The following is a 21,691-nucleotide window of genomic DNA, read 5'->3' on the forward strand; positions in this document are numbered from 1 at the left end:
CCGCGAAATAGGGTGACCCGGCACAGTACTGTTGCCTTTACGATAAAACATACGATAATAAGTTTCGGCGCGCTGGTGCACGGACTCGGGATCGCGATCCCTGTCCCACACTCCAGCGATCGCCCGAGAGCTCGAGGAGAAGACGTGACCGGCCGACACAGCGACAAAGTCGCCTTCATCACCGGCGCAGCGCGCGGACAGGGCCGCGCGCACGCCGTGCGCCTGGCGCGTGAGGGCGCCGATATCATCGCTGTCGACCTCGCGGGCCCGCTGCCCGCGGCGGTTCCCTACGATTCCGCCACCCCGCAGGACTTCGAGGAAACGGTGCGGCTGGTCGAGTCGACCGGCCGCCGGATCGTCGCCGCGACCGTCGATACCCGGGACCTGGACGGGCTGCGCACAGCGGTCGACGAGGGAGTTGCCACCCTGGGCCGACTCGACATCATCGTCGCCAACGCAGGCATCTGCATCCCACAGCGGTGGAACGAGATCACCCCCGAGTCGTTCCGCGATGTCATCGACATCAACGTCACCGGCACCTGGAACACCGCGATCGCCGGCGCCGACCACATCATCGACGGCGGGCGCGGCGGCTCGATCATCCTGATCAGCTCCGCCGCCGGGCTGAAGATGCAGCCCTTCATGGTCCACTACACCGCCAGCAAGCACGCGGTGACCGGCATCGCCAGGGCGTTGGCCGCTGAACTGGGCAAACATCGGATCCGGGTCAACAGCGTGCATCCGGGCGCCGTGTTGACCCCCATGGGCAGCGGGGACATGGTCGCCGCGCTCGGCCGCTCGCTCGAGTCCAATCCCCAGCTCGGACACATGACGACACCGTTCCTGCCGGACTGGGTGGCCCAACCCGAGGATGTCGCCGCCGCTGTCAGCTGGCTCGCCGACGACGAGTCCCGCTACATCACCGCCGCCCAGATCGCGGTCGACCTGGGCTCGACTCAGTACTGAACGCCCGTCACGCCGAAAGGATCAACACCATGTCACTTCTCGAGGGCCGCGTCGCGGTCGTCACCGGCGGGGCGCAGGGCATCGGCCTCGCTATCGCGTCGACCTTCCTACGTGAGGGCGCGCGGGTGGTCGTGGGTGACCTCAATCCCGAGGGAGCACGAGAAGCACTGGGCTCGGAGAACGTTCGCGCGGTCCACTGCGACGTGACCCGCGCCCAGGACGTCTCGGAGCTGCTCGCCACCGCGCTCACCGAATTCGGTTCGGCCGACATCATGGTCAACAACGCGGGCATCACCCGCGACGCCTCCATGCGCACGATGAGCGAGGAGGATTTCGACCAGGTCGTGTCGGTGCATCTGAAGGGCAGCTGGCACGGGACGAGGTTCGCGTCGACGATCATGCGAAATCAGGGGCGCGGCAGCATCATCAACATCTCCTCGTTGTCGGGCAAGGTCGGGATGGCAGGCCAGACCAACTATTCGGCCGCGAAGGCGGGCATCATCGGTCTCACCAAGGCCGCGGCCAAGGAGACGGCCCGATACGGCGTGCGGGTCAACGCGATCCAGCCCGGCCTGATCCGCTCCCCGATGACCACGGCGATGCCCGCCGATATCTGGGACAAGAAAATGGCGGAGATCCCGATGTCGCGAGCGGGTGAACCGGAGGAGGTCGCCGGTGTCGCGCTGTTCCTCGCCTCCGACCTGTCCTCGTATATGACGGGGACCACGCTGGAAGTGACGGGCGGGCGGTTCATGTGACCGGCTGGCAGCCACACACCGTCGTCACCGACGAATTCGTCGACCCCGCACCGGTCGCGGCGCTGCGCGCGGTTCTCGACTCCGGTGCGCCGCCGATCGGTGTCGGCGATCCCCTACCGCCGCTGTGGCATTGGGCGGCGCTGGCGCACTGGCCCGTGTCGTCGGAGATCGGAGCCGACGGGCACCCGGCCCGTGGTTCCTTCCTGCCTCCGGTGGATCTGCCGCGGCGCATGTTCGCCGGCGGTGACGTGGTGCTGCACGAAGCGGTGACCATCGGGTCGACGGTGCGCCGCGAGTCGCGAGTCGTCGCCCTGACGCCCAAGACCGGGCGAACGGGGCCGCTGGTGGTGGTCGATGTCGAGATCCGGCTCTACACCGGCGCGGACACCCTCGCCGTGGTGGAACGTCAGAATCTGATCTACCGCGAGGCCGTGGCGCCCGGCTCGATCGGTCCCGCGACGCCGTCCGAGCCCGAGCCCGCGGGCACTCCCCTGCGCCGCGTGGCCGAATGGGACTGGGAATTGCGCACCGATCCCACCGTCTTGATGCGGTTCAGCGCCGCGACGGCCAACCCCCACCGCATCCACTACGACTGGCCGTACGCGACCGGCGTCGAGGGATACCCGGCGCTGGTGGTGCACGGACCGCTCATGACCCTGTCCATGGCCGAGACCATTCGACGGGAACGGCCCGATCGGGCACCGACCCGGCTGCACCACCGCAACCTCGCGCCGTTGTTCTGCGCCGAAGCGGCCCGCATCCAGCGTCGCGACACCGCCGATACCGACCTCGAACTCGCCGTCCGTACCGGTGGCGGCACCGACCGAACCGTCGAACACACCGTTCTGACCGCCGATTTCGACCATGACGGAGACCGAACCCATGCGTGAAGCAGTGATCTGCGAACCTGTCCGTACCCCCATCGGACGCTACGGCGGGGTGTTCTCCTCGCTCACCGCGGTCGATCTCGGTGTCAGCGCACTGCGCGGGCTGCTGGAACGAACCGGGATCGACCCCGATGTCGTGGACGACGTGATCCTCGGCCACTGCTACCCCAGCAGCGAGGCTCCCGCCATCGGCCGCGTCGTCGCCCTCGACGCCGGACTGCCGGTGACCGTCGGCGGCATGCAGATCGACCGGCGCTGCGGATCCGGGTTGCAAGCGGTCATCCAGGCGGTCATGCAGGTCGCCTGCGGCGCAAGCGAAGTGGTGGTCGCCGGCGGTGTGGAGAGCATGACCAACACCCCGTTCTACTCCCTCGACATGCGCTGGGGCGGTGCGCGAGGTGGCGTCCGCGTCCACGACGCGCTGGCTCGCGGACGTGAGACCGCCGGTGGCAAGACCTATCCGGTGTCGGGCGGCATGCTCGCAACCGCCGAGAACCTGCGCCGGACCTACTCGATCCCCCGCGAGGAACAGGATCGGCTCGCGGTGACCTCCCATCAGCGTGCCATCGAGGCCGCGCGCACCGGTGCCAGCGCCGAGCAGATCATTCCGGTCACGGTGTCCGCGCGCCGGGGAGATTCGGTGGTCGACACCGACGAGCATCCCCGCGCCGACACCACCCTCGAATCCCTGGCCGCGCTGAAACCGATTCGGGCGCAGATCGATCCGGACTCGACGGTGACCGCGGGCAATGCCAGCGGCCAGAACGACGCGGCGTCGATGTGTCTGGTGACCACCCGGGACAACGCCGAACAACTCGGCCTCACCCCCCTGGTCACCCTGAAGTCGTGGGCCGTGGCCGGGGTGCGACCCGATGTCATGGGTATCGGACCCGTCCCCGCCACCGACGCCGCCCTCGGCCAGGCGGGGCTCGCGCTCGCCGACATCGACCTGATCGAACTCAACGAGGCGTTCGCGGCGCAGGCACTCGCGGTCATGCGGGAATGGGAGTTCGGCGAACGGGATCTCGACCGCACCAATGTGCACGGCTCCGGCATCTCCCTCGGACATCCGGTGGGCGCCACCGGCGGCCGGATGCTGGCCACCCTCGCCAGGGAACTGCACCGGCGCGAGCTGCGCTACGGGCTGGAGACGATGTGCATCGGCGGCGGCCAGGGCCTGGCCGCTGTCTTCGAGCGGGTGGTGTGAGCATGGCCGCGCGCGCCTTCACCTCACTCGATGATCTCTCGGCCGCGATCGGCGACACCGTCGGTCCCGGGCCGTGGTGCACGATCGACCAGGAACGAGTCGACGCGTTCGCCGAGTCCACCGGCGACGATCAGTGGATCCACGTGGACCCCGCGCGCGCCGCCGACGGCCCCTACGGCGCCACCATCGCGCACGGCTACCTCACCCTGTCGATGCTGCCGTTCCTCGGCCGCGACCTCTACACCATCGAATTCGGCTCGGCGCGAATCAACTACGGCAGCAACAAGGTTCGGTACCCCTCCGCCGTGCGTGTCGGCACCCGGGTGCGTGCCTCGGCCACCCCTGTCGACTTGTCGGTCGAGACGTCGCGGTGCCTGCTCACCGTGCGATGGGCCGTCGAGAACGAGGGACAGGACAAACCGGTGCTGGTGGCCGAAACCCTCACGGTGGTGGTGTTGTGACCCGCGCCGAGCCCATCGCATCCGCCGACCCACGCCACGAAGGCGCCGATTCCACCGAACGGATATCCCGATGAAACTCGGACAAACCCACGGCCTCACCGAGGTGCAGACCGAAATCCTCACCACTGTGCGCACGTTCGTGGACAAGGAGATCATCCCGGTCGCGCAGGAACTCGAACACGCCGACACCTATCCGCAAGCCATCATCGATCGGATGGCGGAGATGGGTTTGTTCGGGCTGATGATTCCCGAGGAGTACGGGGGTCTCGGCGAATCCCTGCTGACCTACGCGTTGTGTGTCGAGGAACTGGCGCGCGGCTGGATGAGCATCTCCGGTGTCATCAACACCCATTTCATCGTCGCGTACCTGCTCGCCCAGCACGGCACCGTGCAACAGCGGCGACATTTCCTGCCGCGCATGGCCACCGGTGAGGTGCGCGGGGCGTTCTCCATGTCCGAACCCGAACTCGGCTCGGATGTGGCCGCCATCCGCACCAAAGCCGTCCGCGCGGAGTCGGGCGAATACACGCTCAACGGCCGAAAGATGTGGCTGACCAACGGATCCACGGCCACTGTCGTCGCCACCCTGGTACGCACCGATGAGGGCCACGAACGCCCGCACGACAATCTCACCGCCTTCCTGCTCGAGAAGCCCGCCGGATTCGGTGAGGTCGCACCCGGGCTGAGCATTCCCGGCAAGATCCACAAAATGGGTTACAAGGGCATCGACACCACCGAGATGCTGCTCGACAACCATGTCGTGCCCGCGGACGCCGTCCTCGGGGGCGAACCCGGTCATGGCTTCAAGCAGATGATGGACGGCATCGAGGTCGGCCGGGTCAATGTCGCGGCCCGCGCCTGCGGAATCGCGCTGCGCGCGTTCGAACTCGGCGCGCGCTACGCCCAACAGCGCTCGGCCTTCGGCAAACCCATCGTCGAACACCAGGCCATCGGGTTCTCGCTGGCCGAAATGGCCACCAAGGTCGAGGCGGCCCATCTCATGATGGTCAACGCGGCTCGTCTCAAGGATTCCGGCCTGCGCAACGATGTCGCGGCGGGCATGGCCAAATATCTGGCCAGCGAGTTCTGCAACGAGGTCACCCAGGCCAGTTTCCGGATCCACGGTGGCTACGGCTATTCCACCGAATACGAGATCGAACGTCTCATGCGCGAGGCGCCGTTCATGCTGATCGGCGAGGGCACCAGCGAGATCCAGAAACGGATCATCGGCAAGGGTGTGCTGCGCGACTATCGGCTCTGAGATCGTCGTGGGCGGGTGACGGCCGGACCAGTCGATGGTCCGGCCGAAACCCTTGCGGCTCAGACGAAATCGGAGCCACCGTCCACATTCACATTCGCGCCGGTCATATACGAATTGCGGCGCGAGGCCAGGAAGGCGGCGACCGGGCCGATCTCCTCGGGCAGCCCGGCCCTCGGCATCTGCGCGGGGTGCCCGTAGTGGGTGCCGATCGCCTCCATGAGGCGGTAGGGATCGTCGTCCTCGATGCCCACCGAGCGCGCCCAGTCGGTGAGCGCAGGGGTGACGAAGGTGCCCGGAGACACCACGTTGACCAGGATCTCCTCCTTGGCCAGCAACAGCGACAGGTTCTTCGAGATGCTGGTCACCATCGCCTTCGCCGCGGTGTAGGCGACCAGGGACACGGTCTGGCGCTGGGTCGAATGCGCGGAGAAGTTCACGATCCGCCCCCACTCGGCCTCGCGCAGCAACGGCAGCGCCGCGTTGACGCAGTGCACAATGGCGAGCGCCCCGTGATCGACTGCCTCGTGCCACTGCTCGTCGGACAGGTCCTCCACCGTCCCCTGCACATTCGGGCCGACGGTGGTGATCAGCGAATTGAGTTCACCGCCCCACCGTTGCCCAAGTCGGGTGAAGGCCGATTCCACCTGCGCGAGGTCGCGCGCGTCGGCGACGAGACCGACCGCGTCCGGACTCCCCCGATCCACCAGGCTCGCGACCGCGCGCTCGACGTCCTCGGCGGACCGGCCGACGACCGCGACCCTTGCCCCCTCCTCCGCCAGGCACTGCGCCGTGGCCAGCCCCATCCCACGACTTCCCCCGACCACGACGGTCGCCGCGTCCCGCAATCCCAGATCCATACCGCTTTCCGCCTCACCTCGAGAGAACCGCCGTTCCGGGTCGGACCGCTGCGGACTGTCGTCGGCCCACGGCACGACCGGACGGCTCGAGCCACTACTGTAATACATTCAGTATGGCTTACGAGAGTTCGGTGGGACTACCCGACGGCGTTTTCCTCGATGCCGTCGATCAGCTTCCACCGCAACGCGGTAGCGGTGTCGACGCGATCGCCGGTCAGCATCATCCATGCCGCGCGCCAACGCCCGATCCGGCGCGGGACGCTGATGGTACCGCCTGCCCCCGGCACCAACCCCATCTCGATCTCGGGCAGTCGGAAGTAGGTGTCCGGCGCCGCGATCAGCTGCCCCGCGAAGGCCGTCATCTCGATGCCCGCCCCGATGCACGCCCCGTGTACCCGGGCGCAGACACGGTCGCGCAGCCGGTCGATGATCCGCCACGGCGCGCGCTCGAGTCGCACCTGATACGCGGCCACCACATCGACAGCGGTGCCGAACTCGTCGAGATCGCCGCCGCTGCAGAACACCGGCCCCGCGCCGCGCAGGAGCACCCGGTCGATGCTGTCATCGAGTTCGGCGAGACGAAGCGCCTCCAGAAGTTGTTCGCGCAGCGGCGAACTCAGTGCGTTTCGACGCTCCGGATGGTCGAGAACGACCGACAGCACGTCGGCGTCGCGGTCCACCCGCACCAGCGCTCGATCAGGAAAGCGCACCGGCTTCGGTCCGCCTCGTTCGGCCAGCCACCGCTCGAACTCCCTGCCCGCCAGCAGCATCGAGTAGACCGCGGCCTCCGCCCCGAGTCCCGCGGTCGTATCCGGCACCGTCGTCTGGCGCAGCAGTCGCCCCAGCGCCACGCTCGCCTGCGGATTGCGCCACACCGCTGCCGTCAGGTGCTCCACCGCGGCATCGGGGTCGGGATGGTCGACGATCATCGGCGAGGTTCCGGCGTCCTCGGCCAGCGTCAGGGTGAGTGCGCGCAGCAGCGGCACCAGGCTCGGCGAGGCCGGTCCCCGCAACACCCCGATCGACAGCCGCAGCGAACCGGCCAGCGCTTCGGCGACCCGTGCGATCCGCTCCGTCGATTCCCCCGCCCACACGTCCAGCGGAACGACCAGTATCGGGTTTCTCGGCGTGCCCTCCGGGCTGATGTCCAGTTCCAGGGCATCCAGGGCCAGATCGGTAGCGTCACGGCTCACCGCGCAATACTGACATGGTGTCGGCTCCGTAGTGACCGAGACCGCGCGGGCCCCTCGACCTACTATCGAGCCGTGCAACCTAGGACAGCGTCGGTTCCCGGTCCGCCCGCGGCGGACTGGGCGGCGAGCGGGGTGGTCGCCCTCTCCGGTCGCCCCGACGGACCGATGCTGGTACCACCGGGGCGCGCGGCCACCAGGGCCCGCGAACTGACCTCGGCGCTGGCCGACGTCTCAGGCCAGGCGATCACCGTCGACGGCGCCCACCTGCTGGGCGAACGCGCCGCGCTTGCCGGCCTGCGGCGCCAGGGATCGGTGTCGGCGGGCGGCCGTTGCCGGTTGCTGCCCACCGCCGACGGGTGGGCGGCGGTCTCCTGCGCCCGGCCCGATGATCCGCTCCTGCTCGGCGCGCTGATCGGGGACGAGCTCGACGCGGTGAATCCGTGGCCGGCGCTTGCCGACTGGGTGCGCACACATCGCGGCGCCGAACTCCTCGAACGCGCCGAACTCCTCGGCGTGGCGGCCGGCCCGGTGCAGCATCGCGAACGCGTGCACTGCCCGACACCGATGACGCCGAGGCCGGTCGAAGGGCTGCTCGTCGTCGACTTCAGCGCCTTGTGGGCGGGTCCGCTGTGCGCCCATCTCCTCGGGCTGGCAGGCGCGCGCGTGGTCAAGGTCGAGACCCCGGGACGGCCCGACGGCGCCCGACGCGGAAACCCGGAGTTCTACGCGCTACTGCACCATGGGCACGAATCGGTGGTTCTCGATCCTGCCGACAGTGCCGGACGGTCGGCGCTGTCGACCCTCGTCGACGCCGCCGACATCGTCATCGAGGCGTCAAGGCCCCGCGCGCTGGCTGGGTTCGGACTCGACGCCGAGGCTGCTGTCGGACGCGGCGCGAGCTGGGTGTCCATCACCGCGGCCGGTCGAGCGTCGAACCGAATCGGTTTCGGGGACGATGTCGCCGCGGCCGCCGGACTGGTCGCCCACGAACCCGGTTCGGACACACCGGCTTTCGTCGGCGACGCCATCGCCGATCCACTCACCGGTCTCACCGCCGCCGTGCTCGCGATGTCCTCGCCCACCGACGGTCGCGGAGTGCTGTGGGACATCTCGATGACCGATGTCGTCGCGAGCACCCTGACAACCGATCCGGTGCCGCGCACGTCACAGCGCGGCGACAGCTGGTTCATCGATTCCGGCGCCGGACCGATTCCGGTCGCACAACCACTGTCTCGCACCCCGATCGGCCCCGCCGCAGAATCGGGTGCTGATACCGCGCGAGTACTCGAATCGCTCCGGATCCCAGTGCCGTGACCGATACCCACCTACCCGCGGCCGACCGGACCATCATCGTGCGCGACGCGGAGATCGACGGCATTCCAGGTCTCGATCTGCGGGTGCGGGACGGCAGGATCGACGACATCGGGCCGTCACTGTCCACGGACGGGGCCACGGAGGTGATCGACGCGCGCGGCGGTGCCGTCATCCCCGGACTGCACGATCACCACCTGCACCTGCACGCCACGGCCGCCGACGCGGCGTCGGTACATTGCGGCCCGCCGGCAGTCCGCGACCGCCGCGCACTGGGCACGGCCCTCGCCGAGGCATCGGGAGACGACCATGGCTGGGTCCGCGGCGTCGGCTACGTCGACACCGTCGCGGGCGATCTCGACGCCGTCGCCCTCGACGCCCTGCACGCGACCCGACCGGTGCGAGTACAGCACCGCAGTGGCGCGATGTGGATCCTCAACTCCGCCGCTCTCGCCGCAGCGGAAATCACCGACGCGGCGCATCCCGGTGTCGAATGCGCTGCCGATGGCGTCCCGACCGGCCGGATCTGGCGCGCGGACAGCTGGTTACGCACACGGCTACCACCGGCGAGGCCACCGCATCTCGGCTCACTCGGCTCCACCCTCGCCGAGTACGGCATCACCGGTGTCACCGACGCGACCCCTGATCTGTCGACCGGGTCGCAAGCCGCGCTGGTCACCGCCGTGACCGAGGGTGACCTACCGCAACGGTTACACCTGCTCGGGGTCCCCGTGGGCAGCGCGCCTTCGCTGCCGGAGCGGATCGGTGTCGGACCGTACAAGATCGTCATCGCCGACTCCGGGCTCCCTCCGTTCGATGATCTGGTGGAACAGATCAGCGCGGCCCACCGCGGCGGACGGGCCGTGGCCGTCCATTGCGTCAGCCGCGAAGCACTGCTCCTGCTGCTCGCGGCATTGGACGTGGCGGGCGATTTCCCCGGCGACCGCGTCGAACACGCAGCGCTGGTTCCCGCCGACACCATCGGCGATCTCCACCGTCACGGCCTGCGGGTGGTGACCCAACCAGGTTTTCTGTCCCGGCGCGGCGACTACTACCTCGAGCATGTCGAACCCGACGACATCGACGATCTGTACCGCTGCCGAAGTCTGCTCTCGGGGGGTGTCCCCCTCGCCCTGTCCAGCGACTCCCCCTACGGCCCGCTCGACCCGTGGGCGGTGATCGCCGCGGCCAGTCGCCGATCCACCGAAACCGGCGCGACCATCAATACCGGCGAATGCCTCACGCCCGCACAGGCGCTCGCGGGATACCTCACCCCAGCCGATGACCCGGGTGGGCGCACGCGCCGGATCCGACGCGGGGCGTCTGCCGATCTCGTCCTGCTGCGCGCGCCGTTGGAGCAAGTACTACGCGACCCATCGGCCGATGTCGTCGCTCGCACCCTCTTTGCGTGAGCGCCGGCGCAACCGTGATCGGCAGCTAGGTGGCGGGTAGCGCAGCCGCCGGAACCGTGTCTGCGACCTCGAAAGACGAATCGTGCCAACCACACGGCAACCCACACGTGCGATACAGCCTGCGCTCGACCAACCCGCTGGAATAGGCGCGGACCGTCTCCGACGCCTGCGCCGCGTAGCCGCATCGTGGACATTTCGCGAAGTAGTCGAGCAGGTCTTGACATCCTCCCCATCCTAAAGGGCGGGGACTCCTACCAGCACCTTCTGGCGCTCTCGGCGGGTTCCTGCTTCACCGCGCAGCGCCGGAACACGTCCCGGACTCACCCGCACTCCACAAGCGTTTAACCTCTCCACCTGACCAGCGGCGAGGATATTCTTGGCGGCGTTGACATCCCGGTCGTGGGTGACGCCACACCGACACGTCCACGACCGCACCGACAACGGCTTCTTCCCATCGACAACCCCACATGCCGAGCACAGCTGCGACGATGGGAAGAACCGGTCGACCTTGGCGAAATACCGCCCGTGCCGGGCCGCTTTCTCCCCGACCATGCGGATGAACATCGACCACCCAGCGTCATGCACCGACTTCGCCAGACGGGTTCGCACCAACCCCTTCACACACAAATCCTCGACATACACCGCTTGGTTATCACGGACAATCGTCGTGGACAGTTTGTGCGCGAAATCGCGACGCTGATCAGCAACTTTTGCGTGTGCCCGGGCAACCCTGATCCGAGCTTTACCCCGGTTACTCGACCCCTTCTGCTTACGCGAGAGTGCCTGCTGAGCTTTACGAAGTTTGCGTTCGGCCCGACGGAACAACCTGGGGTTGTCGATGACCCGCCCATCGGAGAAGACCGCGAACGCGGTCAAACCCAGATCGATACCCACCTCGGCATCGACCTCGGGCAGCGGCCGGGTTTCCGCTTCCACCACGAAGGACGCGAAATAGCGTCCGGCCGCGTCCTTGATCACCGTGACCGACGAAGGTTCCGACGGCAGCCGCCGCGACCACACCCCCTTCACGTCCCCGATCTTGGGCAACCGCAACTTCTCCCCGGCGGTGACCGCGAACCGGGCGTTACGGGTGAACCGGATCGCCTGCCGATGGTCGCGACGCGATCGGAACCGCGGCACCGCGACCTTCGACCCCTTCCGGGTGCCGGTGACCGAGCCGAAGAAGTTGCGGTAGGCGGTATTCAGATCCGCTAGGGCCTGCTGCAACACCACCGCTGACACCCCACCCAACCATGCTCGCTCCGGGGTCTTCTTCGATTCGGTCAACAGCTTCGACAGTTCCGCATCAGTAACCCGGCGTCCCTCCCGGAACGCCTGCTGCCGGGCGGCGAGGGCGTCGTTGAACACGACCCGGGCACAGCCGAATGCTTGCGCCAACGACTGCTGCTGCCCCACTGTGGGGTAGAGGCGGAAGTTGTATCGCAGCTGCATAACCGACAGTGTGGCACCGGGGTACGACAACAAACCAGCCACTGGGAAACACCTGGTCGCGAAAGCTATGCAGGACCATCGCGTTCAGGGCACGCTCGGCCCTGGCGGGCCTCCCGCGTGGGCCTTCACCACCGCGCTGAAGGGCGGCACACTGGCCCACACCCGGTAGCTGACGGTACGCACCACCTCGCCGGGGATCCGCGCACCGTGCTCGTAGGCCGTGCCGGGTGGCGCGGCCGATCGTGGGTGCGCGATTGTCAGCGCCGTGCGTCGAGAGTCCTTGTTCTTCGTCATCGACCGATCACCTCGGCACTCGCGAAACCTCAGAGGGAACTACTGTTGCTACGACAGTAGCTGAGAATATCCAAGCCCGGGTGCTGATCAGAGATATACTGTAAACCTTCCCGTATAGCTTATGATCGGCTCGTGCCGGATACCTGGAACGACCTCATGGCTTGCCTCGACCTCCGCTCGCTGCCCACCGATGCCACGCCGCCGGCCGATCCCTTTCTCGCCTTCGCGGGATCGAATCAACAGCTGCCCCATCGACGCCTCTTCGGTGGGCAACTACTCGGCCAGTTCGTGCGCACGGCGAACGCGGTGAACCCGGACAAGACGGTCAAGTCACTCCATGCGTCGTTCTTCCGAGAAGGCACATCCGACACTCCCGTTCACTACATCGCCGACCCACTCCACGACGGACGCTCGTTCGGCGCACTGACCGTGACCGCGACGCAGGGCCGCCGCCCGATCGCCACTTGCGCCGTCTCGCTGCATGCCACCGAAGCGGGCCCGACACACCAGCCGATTCGCCCCACCGCAGCACCGCCCGGTCCCGAAAACCGCGTCCGGTTCGATCTGCTCCCCTGGGACACCCGGTCGGTCACCGATCTCGACGCCCATGACGATGGGCGAGCCGACTACGACCTCTGGATGCGAATCCCCGACACAGAGGTCGCCGGAGCCGCCGCCGCACTGCTCGCCTATTCCACCGACCTGAACGTCATCGGCACCGCGCTACGCCCGTTCGACGGCATCGACCAGCGCGGCAACGGCACCGCGTTCACCTCGGCGACGACCTCGCACACGGTCTGGTTCCATCGACCGTTCGCCACCGGCGATTGGCTGCTCCTGCGCCACTACGGCGCGATGGTCGCGCATGGGCGCTGCTTCGGACGAGGGGATGTCTTCACCGCAGACGGCACGTTGGTCGCCTCGTTCGCCCAGGAGGCCCTGCTCAGGTTTCACGTCGACGCCGTCCCGGCCAGGTGAACCACGACTCATACTGTATGCATTACAGTAGATAGGACTGCAGTGATGGAAGGGAACCAGATGACGAACACCGCCGACCCGGCCGCAAGCCGGACCGAGGAACAATTTCGCGATGCGCCGATCTTCGACGCCGACCAGCACATGTACGAGACCCCGGACTCGCTGACGAAGTACCTGCCGGAGAAGTACGCACGTGCGGTGCAGTTCGCGCAGATCGGGCGCCAGACCCGGATCGTGATCAACAACAAGGTCACCGACTTCATCCCCAACCCGACCTTCGAGCGCGTCGCCGCGCCCGGCGCGCACGAGAAGTTCTTCGCGGGCGAGAACTCCGACGGGCTCACGCTGCGAGAGATGCAGGGGCCCGCGATCGAGGCACCCGCGGCCACCCGCAACCCGGTGGACCGGATCACCGAGCTCGACCGCCAAGGTGTCGTCGAGGCGCTCAACTACCCGACGCTGGCCAGCCTGGTCGAGCATTCGGCGGCCGACGATCCACAGCTCACCCTGGCGATCATCCACGCGCTCAACCAGTGGATGGCCGAGCACTGGTCCTACAACTACGCCGACCGCATCTACTCGACCCCGATCATCAATCTCTCCGAGGTCGACGCCGCCCAGCGCGAACTGGAATACATCCTCGACAACGGCGCGAAGGTCGCCTTGATCAAGCCGGGCCCGGTGAACGGCCTGCACGGCTGGCGCTCACCCGCGCTGCCCGAATTCGATCCGTTCTGGCGTGATGTCGAAGCGGCGGGCCTGCCGATCGTGCTGCACGCCAGTTACCCACCGCTGGACGGCTACATTGCCTCCTGGGAACCGCCGCACACCGCGAACTTCATGGCGCAGAGCCCGTTTCGCTGGATGGCGCTGGGGCACCGCGAGATCTCCGACATGATCACCAGTCTCATCTGTCACGGCACGCTGACCCGTTTCCCGAAGCTGCGCGTGGCCAGCGTCGAGAACGGCAGTTCGTGGATCTACCCGCTGTTCCACGACTTCGAGGACCTGTACAAGAAGATGCCGCAGAACTTCCCCGAGCATCCGCACGAGGTGTTCCGCCGCAACATCTGGGTCAGCCCGTTCTGGGAAGGGTGCGTGGCCGATGTCGTCGACACGGTCGGCTGGGACAAGGTCCTCTTCGGCTCGGACTACCCGCACCCGGAGGGTCTGGCCGAGCCGAAGGGTTTCTGGAAGTACGCCGAGGGCATGGACGTCGGGCGCACCTATGACTTCATGGGCGACAACGCGCGCCGCTTCCTCGGACTGCCCATCGCCAACCCTGATCCGCGCGTCGCGACCACGAAAACCAGCTGATCCAGGCGACTTCAGCCGCCGCCGAATCGGATTCGGCGGCGGCTGTTTTCATCGGCTCGCCTGATGCTCAGACGCGCATGTCATCGAGAAGTGCGGCGAGCAGTGCGAGGCTGTCATGTGCCTCGACGCCCGCGACAGCGCGCGCCACACCACAGCGGGTCACCGCCACCGACTGCATTCGTTCACCCGCCTCAGCGGTACAGACGATGGCGAGCAGCAACTCGGCGATGCCGACCTTGTACAGCGTCCACAGCTGCTCCGGGTCTGCCGTGATGCCCGCGGCGTCGAGCCGGGCGGCGTAGCGCTCGACGAGTCCTCGTTCGATCTCGCGCAGCAATTCCGGTTCCACCGACGAGTTCGCGAAGTAGGCGACATCGCGCATGCCGCAACCGGTCGTCGAGATCTGCCAGTCCAGGAAGCCCGGCGTCGAGCCTTCGAAGAACAGGTTGCCCAGATGTGGGTCCCCGTGGATCAGGGTCTGCGGTTGGTGGACCCAGAAGGCGTCGATCTCCCTGCCACGCTGATAGAAGATCCGGATCTGCTCCCGGACCGTCGCCGGGACCAGGTCCGCGGCGTGCCCGGTGAGTGTGCCGAGCAGCCGGCGCCGGATCAGGATCCCGAGTTGGGTTTCCACCTCCGATCGTGGCGCGGTACCCACCGCAGCTGCTGGGTCCTGCCAGAAGGCGGCGTGCAGATCCGCCATGGCGTCGACCACGGCCTCCGCTTCGCTTCGGTCGAGAGGATCGCCGACCGTGCGAAACCGCGCGGTCGGCGACAGATCCTCCAAGACCAGCACAGCGCGACCCCGCACCGGGTCGAACCGCGTCGCATAGCAGCGGGGCACCCGGATCGGTGGTGCGCCGCCCAGGGCGCGATAGGCGTCGATCTCTCGTGCCCCGAGGCTGAACAGGTTCATCAGCACATGCTGGAAGTAGTTGCGCGGCGGCATTTTCAGGAACAGGGAGGCCGGAATATCGGCATCCGAGGTCACTTCGATGCGCGCCCGCGCCGCCGTACCGGAATGGGCGTCCACGACCCGGATCCGGTGGATCGCCTCCGGTGCCACGCCGAAGACCTCGGCGAGCCAGGCAACGGTCACGTCCTCCACGCGCAGCGGTGCGCGCGCACCACCCGTCGGCACAGTGCGATCGAACGCGACCCGCAATGCCTGCCCAGCCACCGAACCGGCGGCTCGGGCGGTAAGGACCGAAGCCCGCACTATCGCCCCCCTCCACCTTCTCGGGCGATCCGCTCGTCGTGGCGACGGACCAGTTCCCGGAACCCGATGGGATCCCAGCCGGGTTTGGGTTGGACGCCCCATTCGTCACGTGCGGTGGTCTGCCCGGCCGCTTCGGCCTGCCCGCCGAGCGGCGGTGCGTTGAAATCGGCGGGATACTGGCATTCCAGGGTGTCGTCGGAGTAGCGGACCTTCATCATCTCGTCGCAGATCTCCTGCAGTGACAAGGTCGGCCAGCCGTACCAGAGCGCGAGCGCGGGTACGGTGAACGCCCCTTCGACCACCAGCGCCACCAGGCAGATCATGATCCCCCGTTTGAGCCAGCGATGCATGCGCGCGAAAGGTGGCGTGGTGCCCAACGGAAGTTCTTCCGGTGGAGCCGATCCCGATTCGGACGACGGTGTGCTCATCGCGAAATTCTCCTTCAGCAGATAGATCGAGTCGAACCGCGGTCAGTCGGCGAATATCTCGCGGTTGACCGTGTGCAGATAGGGGATTGCCAGGAATGGCGTGATGTAGAAGATGTCGTACAACCACCAGCCGAATACCGGCAGCACCGCACCGTCGAAGCGGATATCGGCGTACACGGTCATGTTCACGATGTAGCCGACCCAGATGACCACGCCGAACCAACAGGTGACCGTCAGCCATTGATGACCCCACCGTTTCATCTGCAGGAAGGCGATCGCGGCGGCGATCCGCATCGGGAAGACGACGAGCACACAGGCGAACTCCCAGCCCTTCTCACCGGGCGCGCCCGTCCCGCCGATCCATAGTTCGTTGTAGTGCCACCAGTAGCCTGCGTCGAAGAAGTTGCCCCATGCGGCGAAGAAGACCCGCGTGACCAGGGTGTGGCTGGCGAAAACGTCGAGCACCCAGCCGACACTGTTGAGGAAGGCATCGAGAATGACGAGATATCCGATCAGCGTGACCATGAGCGGCCGCACGGACAAGCCGTCTCGCTGCGCTCGGCGCTGCAACCAGACGCCGCGCAGAAAGATCGGCAGGCCGATCGGGCCCAGGATAAAGGTGCCCATCAGTGCTGTGCCCGCGGTGAGCCAGATGTCGGCGCGGCGCTGACTCGCCCGGCTTTCCGCTTCGTGCTCGTCATAGCTTCCGGCGGTTCGGATATCGGCGCTCGGTGGGTTCGCCGAGCCGGTACGGCGCTTGACGAATGTCGGCAGATTCACGATTTTCTCCTACCAGTCATTGGTCATCAGCATCCGCAACTGAATGCAGAACATCAGCAGCAGAAACCCATAGATGGTGAATTGGAAGACGATCAGCGCACGCTTACGTCTACGGTCTTGCTCGTTCATGAGAGCGTTCTCCTCGAGGTGATCACACGGGTTCTTCGTCGGCGAGCAAGCCGGCGGTGGCGATCTGGCGCAGGCCGTCACCGATGGCGGCATCGGTGCTCAGCGGCGCCAGCACACAGGCCTGCACCGCGTCGATTTCCCGCGCGCCGGCGACGATGAGCCGGGCCGCCGCCACCAGCACGCGCGTCGACGGTGGCTCGAAGTGGAATATCTCGTCCGCGCCACGAATAGTGTTCGCGCAGTGGACCAGTCGCGTCGCAACGGCCGAATCGACGCCGGATTCCGTCACCACCACCTCGGCTTCCCGATCGGGCGGCAGGTAGTCCATGGTGATGGTGACGAAGCGCTGTCGAAATGACGGTTTCAGCACTTTGAGTGAACTGCGGTAGGCCGGGTTGTAGGAGCAGACGAGCATGAACGATTCGGGGGCCTCCACGACCTCACCCGCGCGGTCGAGGAACAGCGCGCGCCGGTGGTCGGCGAGCGAATGCAGCACGGCCAGTGAATCGTGGCGCGCCTCGATTACTTCGTCCAGGTAGCAGATGGCTCCGTCTTTCACAGCCCTGGTCAGGGGTCCGTCGTTCCAGACCACATCGCCGCCCGTGACGAGCAACCGGCCGACCAGGTCCGAGCTGGTGATGTCGTCATGGCAGCTGACGGTGACCACCGGGCGACCGAGCAGCGAGCCCATGTGCTCGACGAATCGCGTTTTGCCACACCCGGTCGGCCCGGTGAGCATGACCGGAAGGCGCTGCTGGAACGCTCGTTCGAACAGTTCGACCTCGCCGCCGCCGGCGAAATAGGAATCAGATGTCATAAATCGACCAACTCTCGGTGAATATGTGCGAGAACGCGGGGAAGTTCCTCCACCCGCCGGATGCGTTGCGAGCGTGTGGGTCCGAATACTTCGGGCAGTGGATCGACGCGAACCGGGCCGATGCCGATGTAGTAGACGGCGATCCCGGCGGTGACGGCCTCCTCGACGGCATGGGCCACATCGGCCCACGCGTAGCGGCCCTCGTACCCTTCGTCGGAGATGAGGCCGTCGCCGATGATGATGAGCTGGCGACGCTGCGCCGGTTGTTCGAGTAGCCGACCGGTCAGGTGCCGCAGGGGCGCGCCGAGGCGGGTGTAGCCACCGGCCATCAACCCGAGACCGCCGACATCGACGAAGGTCCGGTCGTCGAAGTCCTTCAGACACCGGACTTCCACGCGGTGGCGGGTGTTGCCGGTGAACACGAAGATCCCGTGCCGTTCCCTGGCGACCGTCATAGCCCGGGAGAGGGCGTCCGCGCAGGCCAGCTCCAACCGGAAGGTCGCGCCGCCGTTGATGCCGAGCGAGGAGCTGCCGTCGAGCAGCACAGCGGTCGTCACATCGCGGGCGCTGGGCAGCAATTCACGGAACACCCGTGGCTGCGGCGTCGCGCCGACCTGCGTGTCGACGTAGTGACTGATGTAGCGGTCGATGTCGAGATCGGACCCGTCCACCAGTCCACCGCGCATGGTGCGATGGGTGAGTTCCTCGAACCAGCGACGCACCTCGGGCGAGGCAGGCGCGATCGGGCTCGACGAGGTGGGTTGTCGGCGTTCCATGACCGCGACGTGGTCGCGTAGAAAGCTCATCGTCCACTGGTTCCACTCCGGGTACGGAATCCCCGCGCGTTGATCGGCGCGGATCTCGATGTCCTCGTTCTCGGGTCGGCTCGGTGGTGGCATGTTCGAGGCGCGGCTGCCGCCTTCACCACCGACCGGTACCGACCAGACGCGGTAGCTGTCGCTGCGATTGGATGTCCACGGCATGCGGCCGTATATCCGCCGCGCCGCCATCGCCATGCGGCTGCGCGGCGGCGCGGCCAGCGGCAGACTCCCGAGCAACGGATATTCCCCCAGCGCTCGCGGCGACCGTGCGAGCGCGACGGCGCGCTCGATGATGTCGTCACCGGGCAAGTCGGGATCGGTGAACTCGAGTGCAGGCAGCCACCGGCGCAGTTCGGGTACCAATCCGGGAAACCGCTCGCCGACCCAGGTCGCGGCGACGTCACCCTCGACGATCGAGAGTGCAGCACGCTCACGCGGTGACAACTCGTGCAGCAGATACTGCGCTATCCGGTCTTTGGAAGGCGAACACTGCAGTGCGACACCGCAGGTCATGGTGATGCGGTTCCAGTCGGCCGACGGCGGATACGGCACGTGCACGAAGCTGAGCCCAGGGCTCAGGCCGAAGCCGCGTCGCTCGCCGGTCACCAGGCGGACGCCTTGGCGGCGTCGGCCCGACAGCGCAACCGCCGTCACCGCGTAGCTGCGCTCGATCGACGCCGCGGGCCCGGTCGCGGTCATCCTGGATCTCCGCGGGTATACGCGGACGCACGAACAGCACCCATGATCAGAATGTCCCGATATTGCTCATGATCCAGTACCAGAACGCGATGATGAGCAGCACCGCGCCCCAGGCGAGGGCAAGTCGGACGATGTCGAGCAGCATGATCGGGATTCCCTATCTGTCGGCGAATGGTGGGTTGCGTCGCGGTCATCGGGGCTCCAGGCTCCGCAGGGTCGCCGTCACGTAGTCGGCCAGCGCCGCTGTACGGACGGCTTTCGAGCCGCTCGTGGTGGTGAGCAGGGCGTAGAGACCGAGCAGGAAGAACACGGCGCTGTGGTAGGACTGGACGACGAGTTGGGCTTGTCCGCGCGCGGCGGCCTGTTCGATCTCCACGGCGACCAGTCCGATCACGGAATGTTCGCGCCAGGTCTCGTCCAATGGCCGGGTCGGCGAGAAGTGCACGGCGAGTAGGTCTTTGAACAACTTGCTGCCTAGGCGTCGTTCCATCGCCGAGACCAACCGGACGACTTTCGCCAGCACGTCCGCCAGATCGTGGGGCGTACGGAGGTACCGTTCGAGCTCCCCGGCGATGCGCGCCTCCTCGCGCTGCTCGAGTTCGAGGAGCACGTGTTCCTTGGTCGGGAAGTGGAAGTAGAAGGTCCCGCGTGCCACGCCCGCGTCCTCGACGATCGCGGCGATGTCGGCCTCGGCCGCGCCGGCTCTACCGAATTCCGCAACCGCCGCATCGAGCACTCGCTTCCGTGTGAGTAGACGCTGCGCCTGTCGCCCCTGGGGCTTGTCCTGGATTTCGCTCATGCCGCGAGCTAACTCCCGTCATTGACTTGCGTCAATCAGGCACGCAAAGAGGCACGGCGCGATTCGCCAGAGCCCTTCTCCTGCTTGCTGATCGAGTCAGCTCGAGTGAATCCCGGCTGGTCATCGACCGCGTGACCCAATACTGACACATGTCATTGAAATTCGTCAATAGATTTTCGGATCGCGAACCGGCGGTTCACCGACGCCCGGCCACACCACCGAAAACACCCAAGGCTGACATACCGGAAGGCATACTGTATTCACGCGAATGAGGCTCCCCGGCGGAGGCAGTGCCGGGGAGCGTATGCGCGGCGGGGATGTTGCCAGACGCGGCTATCCGGCGCGGTGACGAACCCTCGCGAGGACGGCGGTACCGACGAGCAGCAACCCCACCACAGCCAGACCGATCGGCAGCCACACGAAGAGCCCACGGATCAGCTGACGACCGTCCTTCGCATCACCGAGCAGGGCGTCGAGGGTGGGCTGGTCGAATCGGAGCTCCCCGGCGAACGCGGTCACCTGGTGCGGATTGTCCGCGGTCTGCGCGTAGTAGATCCGCGGGCTGGTCACCAGGTCGACGGTCGCACCGGTAGTCGGCTCCACCCACATATCACGGACATTGGCGTAGTACTGGTTCATCGTCACCATGTCCATGCCGCCCGGCAGGCCCCATTTCGCCGCGGGCAAGGTCAGCTGGGTCTGCTGCGTGATGCCCACGGTCTGGGTCATATCCACCGGTGGCAATTCGGAGCGGAAGTGATACAGCTGCATCCCGTCGATGCTTCGGTCGTCGTCGATGTAGCGCGCCGTAGTCGGCGCGTGGGCCATCAGTTCGTAGAATCGGTATTCCGTTTTCTGCACATCGGGGGTGAAGGAGAACAGCGTTCCGATGCGGGCAGGCTCCTCCGCCGGCGGAGCGGGCGGACCCGTCCACGTCGGTACCGGTTCGGCGCCGACCAGATAGTTCTGCCGGTCGACCTGCACGACATCGGTCGTGTTGATGAATACTGCGGAGTCTCCCGCGACGTCGCTCCGTGCCCCGAGGAGACTGCCGTGGATCACGGCCGACGAACTGTCGGCCGATTCGGCCAGTGTCGTTCGCGCGGTAATGGATACCGGGATATCCTTCGATGTCTGCACCGGTGTCGCCGAGAAGAAACTCGACCGATCGATCAACTCACCCTTACCGACGACAACGGTGGTCTGGTCCAGTTCGTCCGGTAGACCGACGACCGAATCCCGTACGTATGTCGGTAGCACTGCGGCTGCGACGAGAAAGGCGACTCCCGTAACGCCTGCCGCGATCCCGGCAAATGACCTCTTTGTCATGAAATCCTCTATCCCTGGCGGAGATTTCGTGGCATCCCGTTTTCCTTTTCATGGATGACCACTGTGATCCAACACACTGACGATAGTTCAACGGTTGGCCTTACGGGATAGATTGCGATAAGTGTTCCGATATAGATCCGATCGCGGGCACAGGAGCCGTGTCCGCGTCGAAAACCACCCGAACAGCCGATGTCCGCCGCCCCCGATTTGGTGCGGGCGGCTTCGTCGGAGTTTCCGTCACCGGAGTAAATCGGCGGGGGTACTTTGGGGGGGAAAGCGTGCCCCCCGCCGTTCGAACGACGTGACCCGTTTTATA

21 protein-coding genes are annotated in these 21,691 nt (G+C 66.7%); 10 read left to right on the top strand and 11 right to left on the bottom strand.

Translation table 11 applies throughout. From position 1 onward, the window contains the following. The first annotated feature begins 144 nt into the window (after positions 1-144). The 6 genes from ACFWPX_RS02110 to ACFWPX_RS02135 all read left to right on the top strand — a co-directional run bounded on the left by ACFWPX_RS02110 (position 145) and on the right by ACFWPX_RS02135 (position 5,540). Positions 145-966: a mycofactocin-coupled SDR family oxidoreductase gene (locus tag ACFWPX_RS02110; protein ID WP_378925109.1), complete on the top strand. Its 822-nt coding sequence runs from the start codon at positions 145-147 to the stop codon at positions 964-966. A 29-nt stretch (positions 967-995) separates the two neighbouring features. Further along, positions 996-1,724, top strand: a complete 729-nt coding sequence (fabG, locus tag ACFWPX_RS02115) for a 3-oxoacyl-ACP reductase FabG (protein ID WP_378925112.1) — start codon at positions 996-998, stop codon at positions 1,722-1,724. Continuing rightward, positions 1,721-2,614 (top strand): hypothetical protein, encoded by an 894-nt coding sequence (locus ACFWPX_RS02120; protein ID WP_378925114.1) that lies wholly within the window; start codon positions 1,721-1,723, stop codon positions 2,612-2,614. The genes fabG and ACFWPX_RS02120 overlap by 4 nt, the downstream gene beginning before the upstream one ends. Next, positions 2,607-3,818 (top strand): acetyl-CoA C-acetyltransferase, encoded by a 1,212-nt coding sequence (locus ACFWPX_RS02125; RefSeq protein WP_378925116.1) that lies wholly within the window; start codon positions 2,607-2,609, stop codon positions 3,816-3,818. The genes ACFWPX_RS02120 and ACFWPX_RS02125 overlap by 8 nt, the downstream gene beginning before the upstream one ends. A gap of 2 nt (positions 3,819-3,820) precedes the next feature. Beyond that, positions 3,821-4,279 (top strand): MaoC family dehydratase, encoded by a 459-nt coding sequence (locus tag ACFWPX_RS02130; RefSeq protein ID WP_378925118.1) that lies wholly within the window; start codon positions 3,821-3,823, stop codon positions 4,277-4,279. A gap of 70 nt (positions 4,280-4,349) precedes the next feature. Further along, complete coding sequence (locus ACFWPX_RS02135; protein WP_378925121.1) at positions 4,350-5,540, top strand: acyl-CoA dehydrogenase family protein; 1,191 nt, start codon at positions 4,350-4,352, stop codon at positions 5,538-5,540. 59 nt (positions 5,541-5,599) lie between these two features. On the opposite strand, the gene ACFWPX_RS02140 is transcribed toward ACFWPX_RS02135, so the two are convergent. Then, entirely contained in the window at positions 5,600-6,397 is a 798-nt protein-coding gene (locus ACFWPX_RS02140; protein ID WP_378925125.1) for an SDR family NAD(P)-dependent oxidoreductase, read from the bottom strand. A 137-nt stretch (positions 6,398-6,534) separates the two neighbouring features. Further along, positions 6,535-7,590 carry an enoyl-CoA hydratase/isomerase family protein gene (locus tag ACFWPX_RS02145; RefSeq protein ID WP_378925127.1) on the bottom strand — a complete coding sequence of 352 codons (1,056 nt, stop codon included), beginning with the start codon at positions 7,588-7,590 and terminating at the stop codon, positions 6,535-6,537. A gap of 165 nt (positions 7,591-7,755) precedes the next feature. On the opposite strand from ACFWPX_RS02145, the gene ACFWPX_RS02150 reads away from it, so the two are divergent. Next, a complete protein-coding gene (locus ACFWPX_RS02150; RefSeq protein ID WP_378926103.1) occupies positions 7,756-8,904 on the top strand; it encodes a CoA transferase in 1,149 nt (382 codons plus the stop codon). Continuing rightward, positions 8,901-10,313 carry an amidohydrolase family protein gene (locus ACFWPX_RS02155; RefSeq protein ID WP_378925129.1) on the top strand — a complete coding sequence of 471 codons (1,413 nt, stop codon included), beginning with the start codon at positions 8,901-8,903 and terminating at the stop codon, positions 10,311-10,313. Before ACFWPX_RS02150 ends, ACFWPX_RS02155 begins: the two co-directional genes overlap by 4 nt. A 234-nt stretch (positions 10,314-10,547) precedes the next feature. Here ACFWPX_RS02155 and ACFWPX_RS02160 read toward each other — a convergent pair whose 3' ends face one another. After that, entirely contained in the window at positions 10,548-11,765 is a 1,218-nt protein-coding gene (locus ACFWPX_RS02160; protein ID WP_378925131.1) for an RNA-guided endonuclease InsQ/TnpB family protein, read from the bottom strand. Between the two features lie 84 nt (positions 11,766-11,849). Next, positions 11,850-12,059, bottom strand: a complete 210-nt coding sequence (locus ACFWPX_RS02165; RefSeq protein WP_378925133.1) for a hypothetical protein — start codon at positions 12,057-12,059, stop codon at positions 11,850-11,852. Between the two features lie 132 nt (positions 12,060-12,191). On the opposite strand from ACFWPX_RS02165, the gene ACFWPX_RS02170 reads away from it, so the two are divergent. Both ACFWPX_RS02170 and ACFWPX_RS02175 read left to right on the top strand, forming a co-directional pair. After that, positions 12,192-13,037: an acyl-CoA thioesterase gene (locus tag ACFWPX_RS02170; protein WP_378925135.1), complete on the top strand. Its 846-nt coding sequence runs from the start codon at positions 12,192-12,194 to the stop codon at positions 13,035-13,037. A gap of 60 nt (positions 13,038-13,097) precedes the next feature. Then, positions 13,098-14,354, top strand: a complete 1,257-nt coding sequence (locus tag ACFWPX_RS02175) for an amidohydrolase family protein (protein WP_378925137.1) — start codon at positions 13,098-13,100, stop codon at positions 14,352-14,354. Between the two features lie 67 nt (positions 14,355-14,421). Here ACFWPX_RS02175 and ACFWPX_RS02180 read toward each other — a convergent pair whose 3' ends face one another. From ACFWPX_RS02180 to ACFWPX_RS02210, 7 genes are all read right to left on the bottom strand, one after another. Further along, positions 14,422-15,573, bottom strand: a complete 1,152-nt coding sequence (locus tag ACFWPX_RS02180; protein ID WP_378925140.1) for a phosphotransferase — start codon at positions 15,571-15,573, stop codon at positions 14,422-14,424. Beyond that, positions 15,573-16,001 carry a hypothetical protein gene (locus tag ACFWPX_RS02185; RefSeq protein ID WP_378925142.1) on the bottom strand — a complete coding sequence of 143 codons (429 nt, stop codon included), beginning with the start codon at positions 15,999-16,001 and terminating at the stop codon, positions 15,573-15,575. The genes ACFWPX_RS02180 and ACFWPX_RS02185 overlap by 1 nt, the downstream gene beginning before the upstream one ends. Before the next feature lie 42 nt (positions 16,002-16,043). Beyond that, a complete protein-coding gene (locus ACFWPX_RS02190; protein ID WP_378926105.1) occupies positions 16,044-16,721 on the bottom strand; it encodes a hypothetical protein in 678 nt (225 codons plus the stop codon). Positions 16,722-16,932: 211 nt separating this feature from the next. Then, complete coding sequence (locus ACFWPX_RS02195) at positions 16,933-17,727, bottom strand: CbbQ/NirQ/NorQ/GpvN family protein (protein ID WP_378925143.1); 795 nt, start codon at positions 17,725-17,727, stop codon at positions 16,933-16,935. Continuing rightward, entirely contained in the window at positions 17,724-19,247 is a 1,524-nt protein-coding gene (locus ACFWPX_RS02200) for a nitric oxide reductase activation protein NorD (RefSeq protein WP_378925144.1), read from the bottom strand. Before ACFWPX_RS02200 ends, ACFWPX_RS02195 begins: the two co-directional genes overlap by 4 nt. 190 nt (positions 19,248-19,437) lie before the next feature. Continuing rightward, entirely contained in the window at positions 19,438-20,046 is a 609-nt protein-coding gene (locus ACFWPX_RS02205) for a TetR/AcrR family transcriptional regulator (protein WP_378925146.1), read from the bottom strand. 333 nt (positions 20,047-20,379) lie between these two features. Beyond that, positions 20,380-21,375, bottom strand: a complete 996-nt coding sequence (locus tag ACFWPX_RS02210) for a DUF3068 domain-containing protein (RefSeq protein WP_378925148.1) — start codon at positions 21,373-21,375, stop codon at positions 20,380-20,382. Positions 21,376-21,691: the final 316 nt, after the last annotated feature.

The sequence above is a fragment of the Nocardia sp. NPDC058518 genome (genome assembly GCF_042719655.1).
GTDB lineage: Bacteria > Actinomycetota > Actinomycetes > Mycobacteriales > Mycobacteriaceae > Nocardia.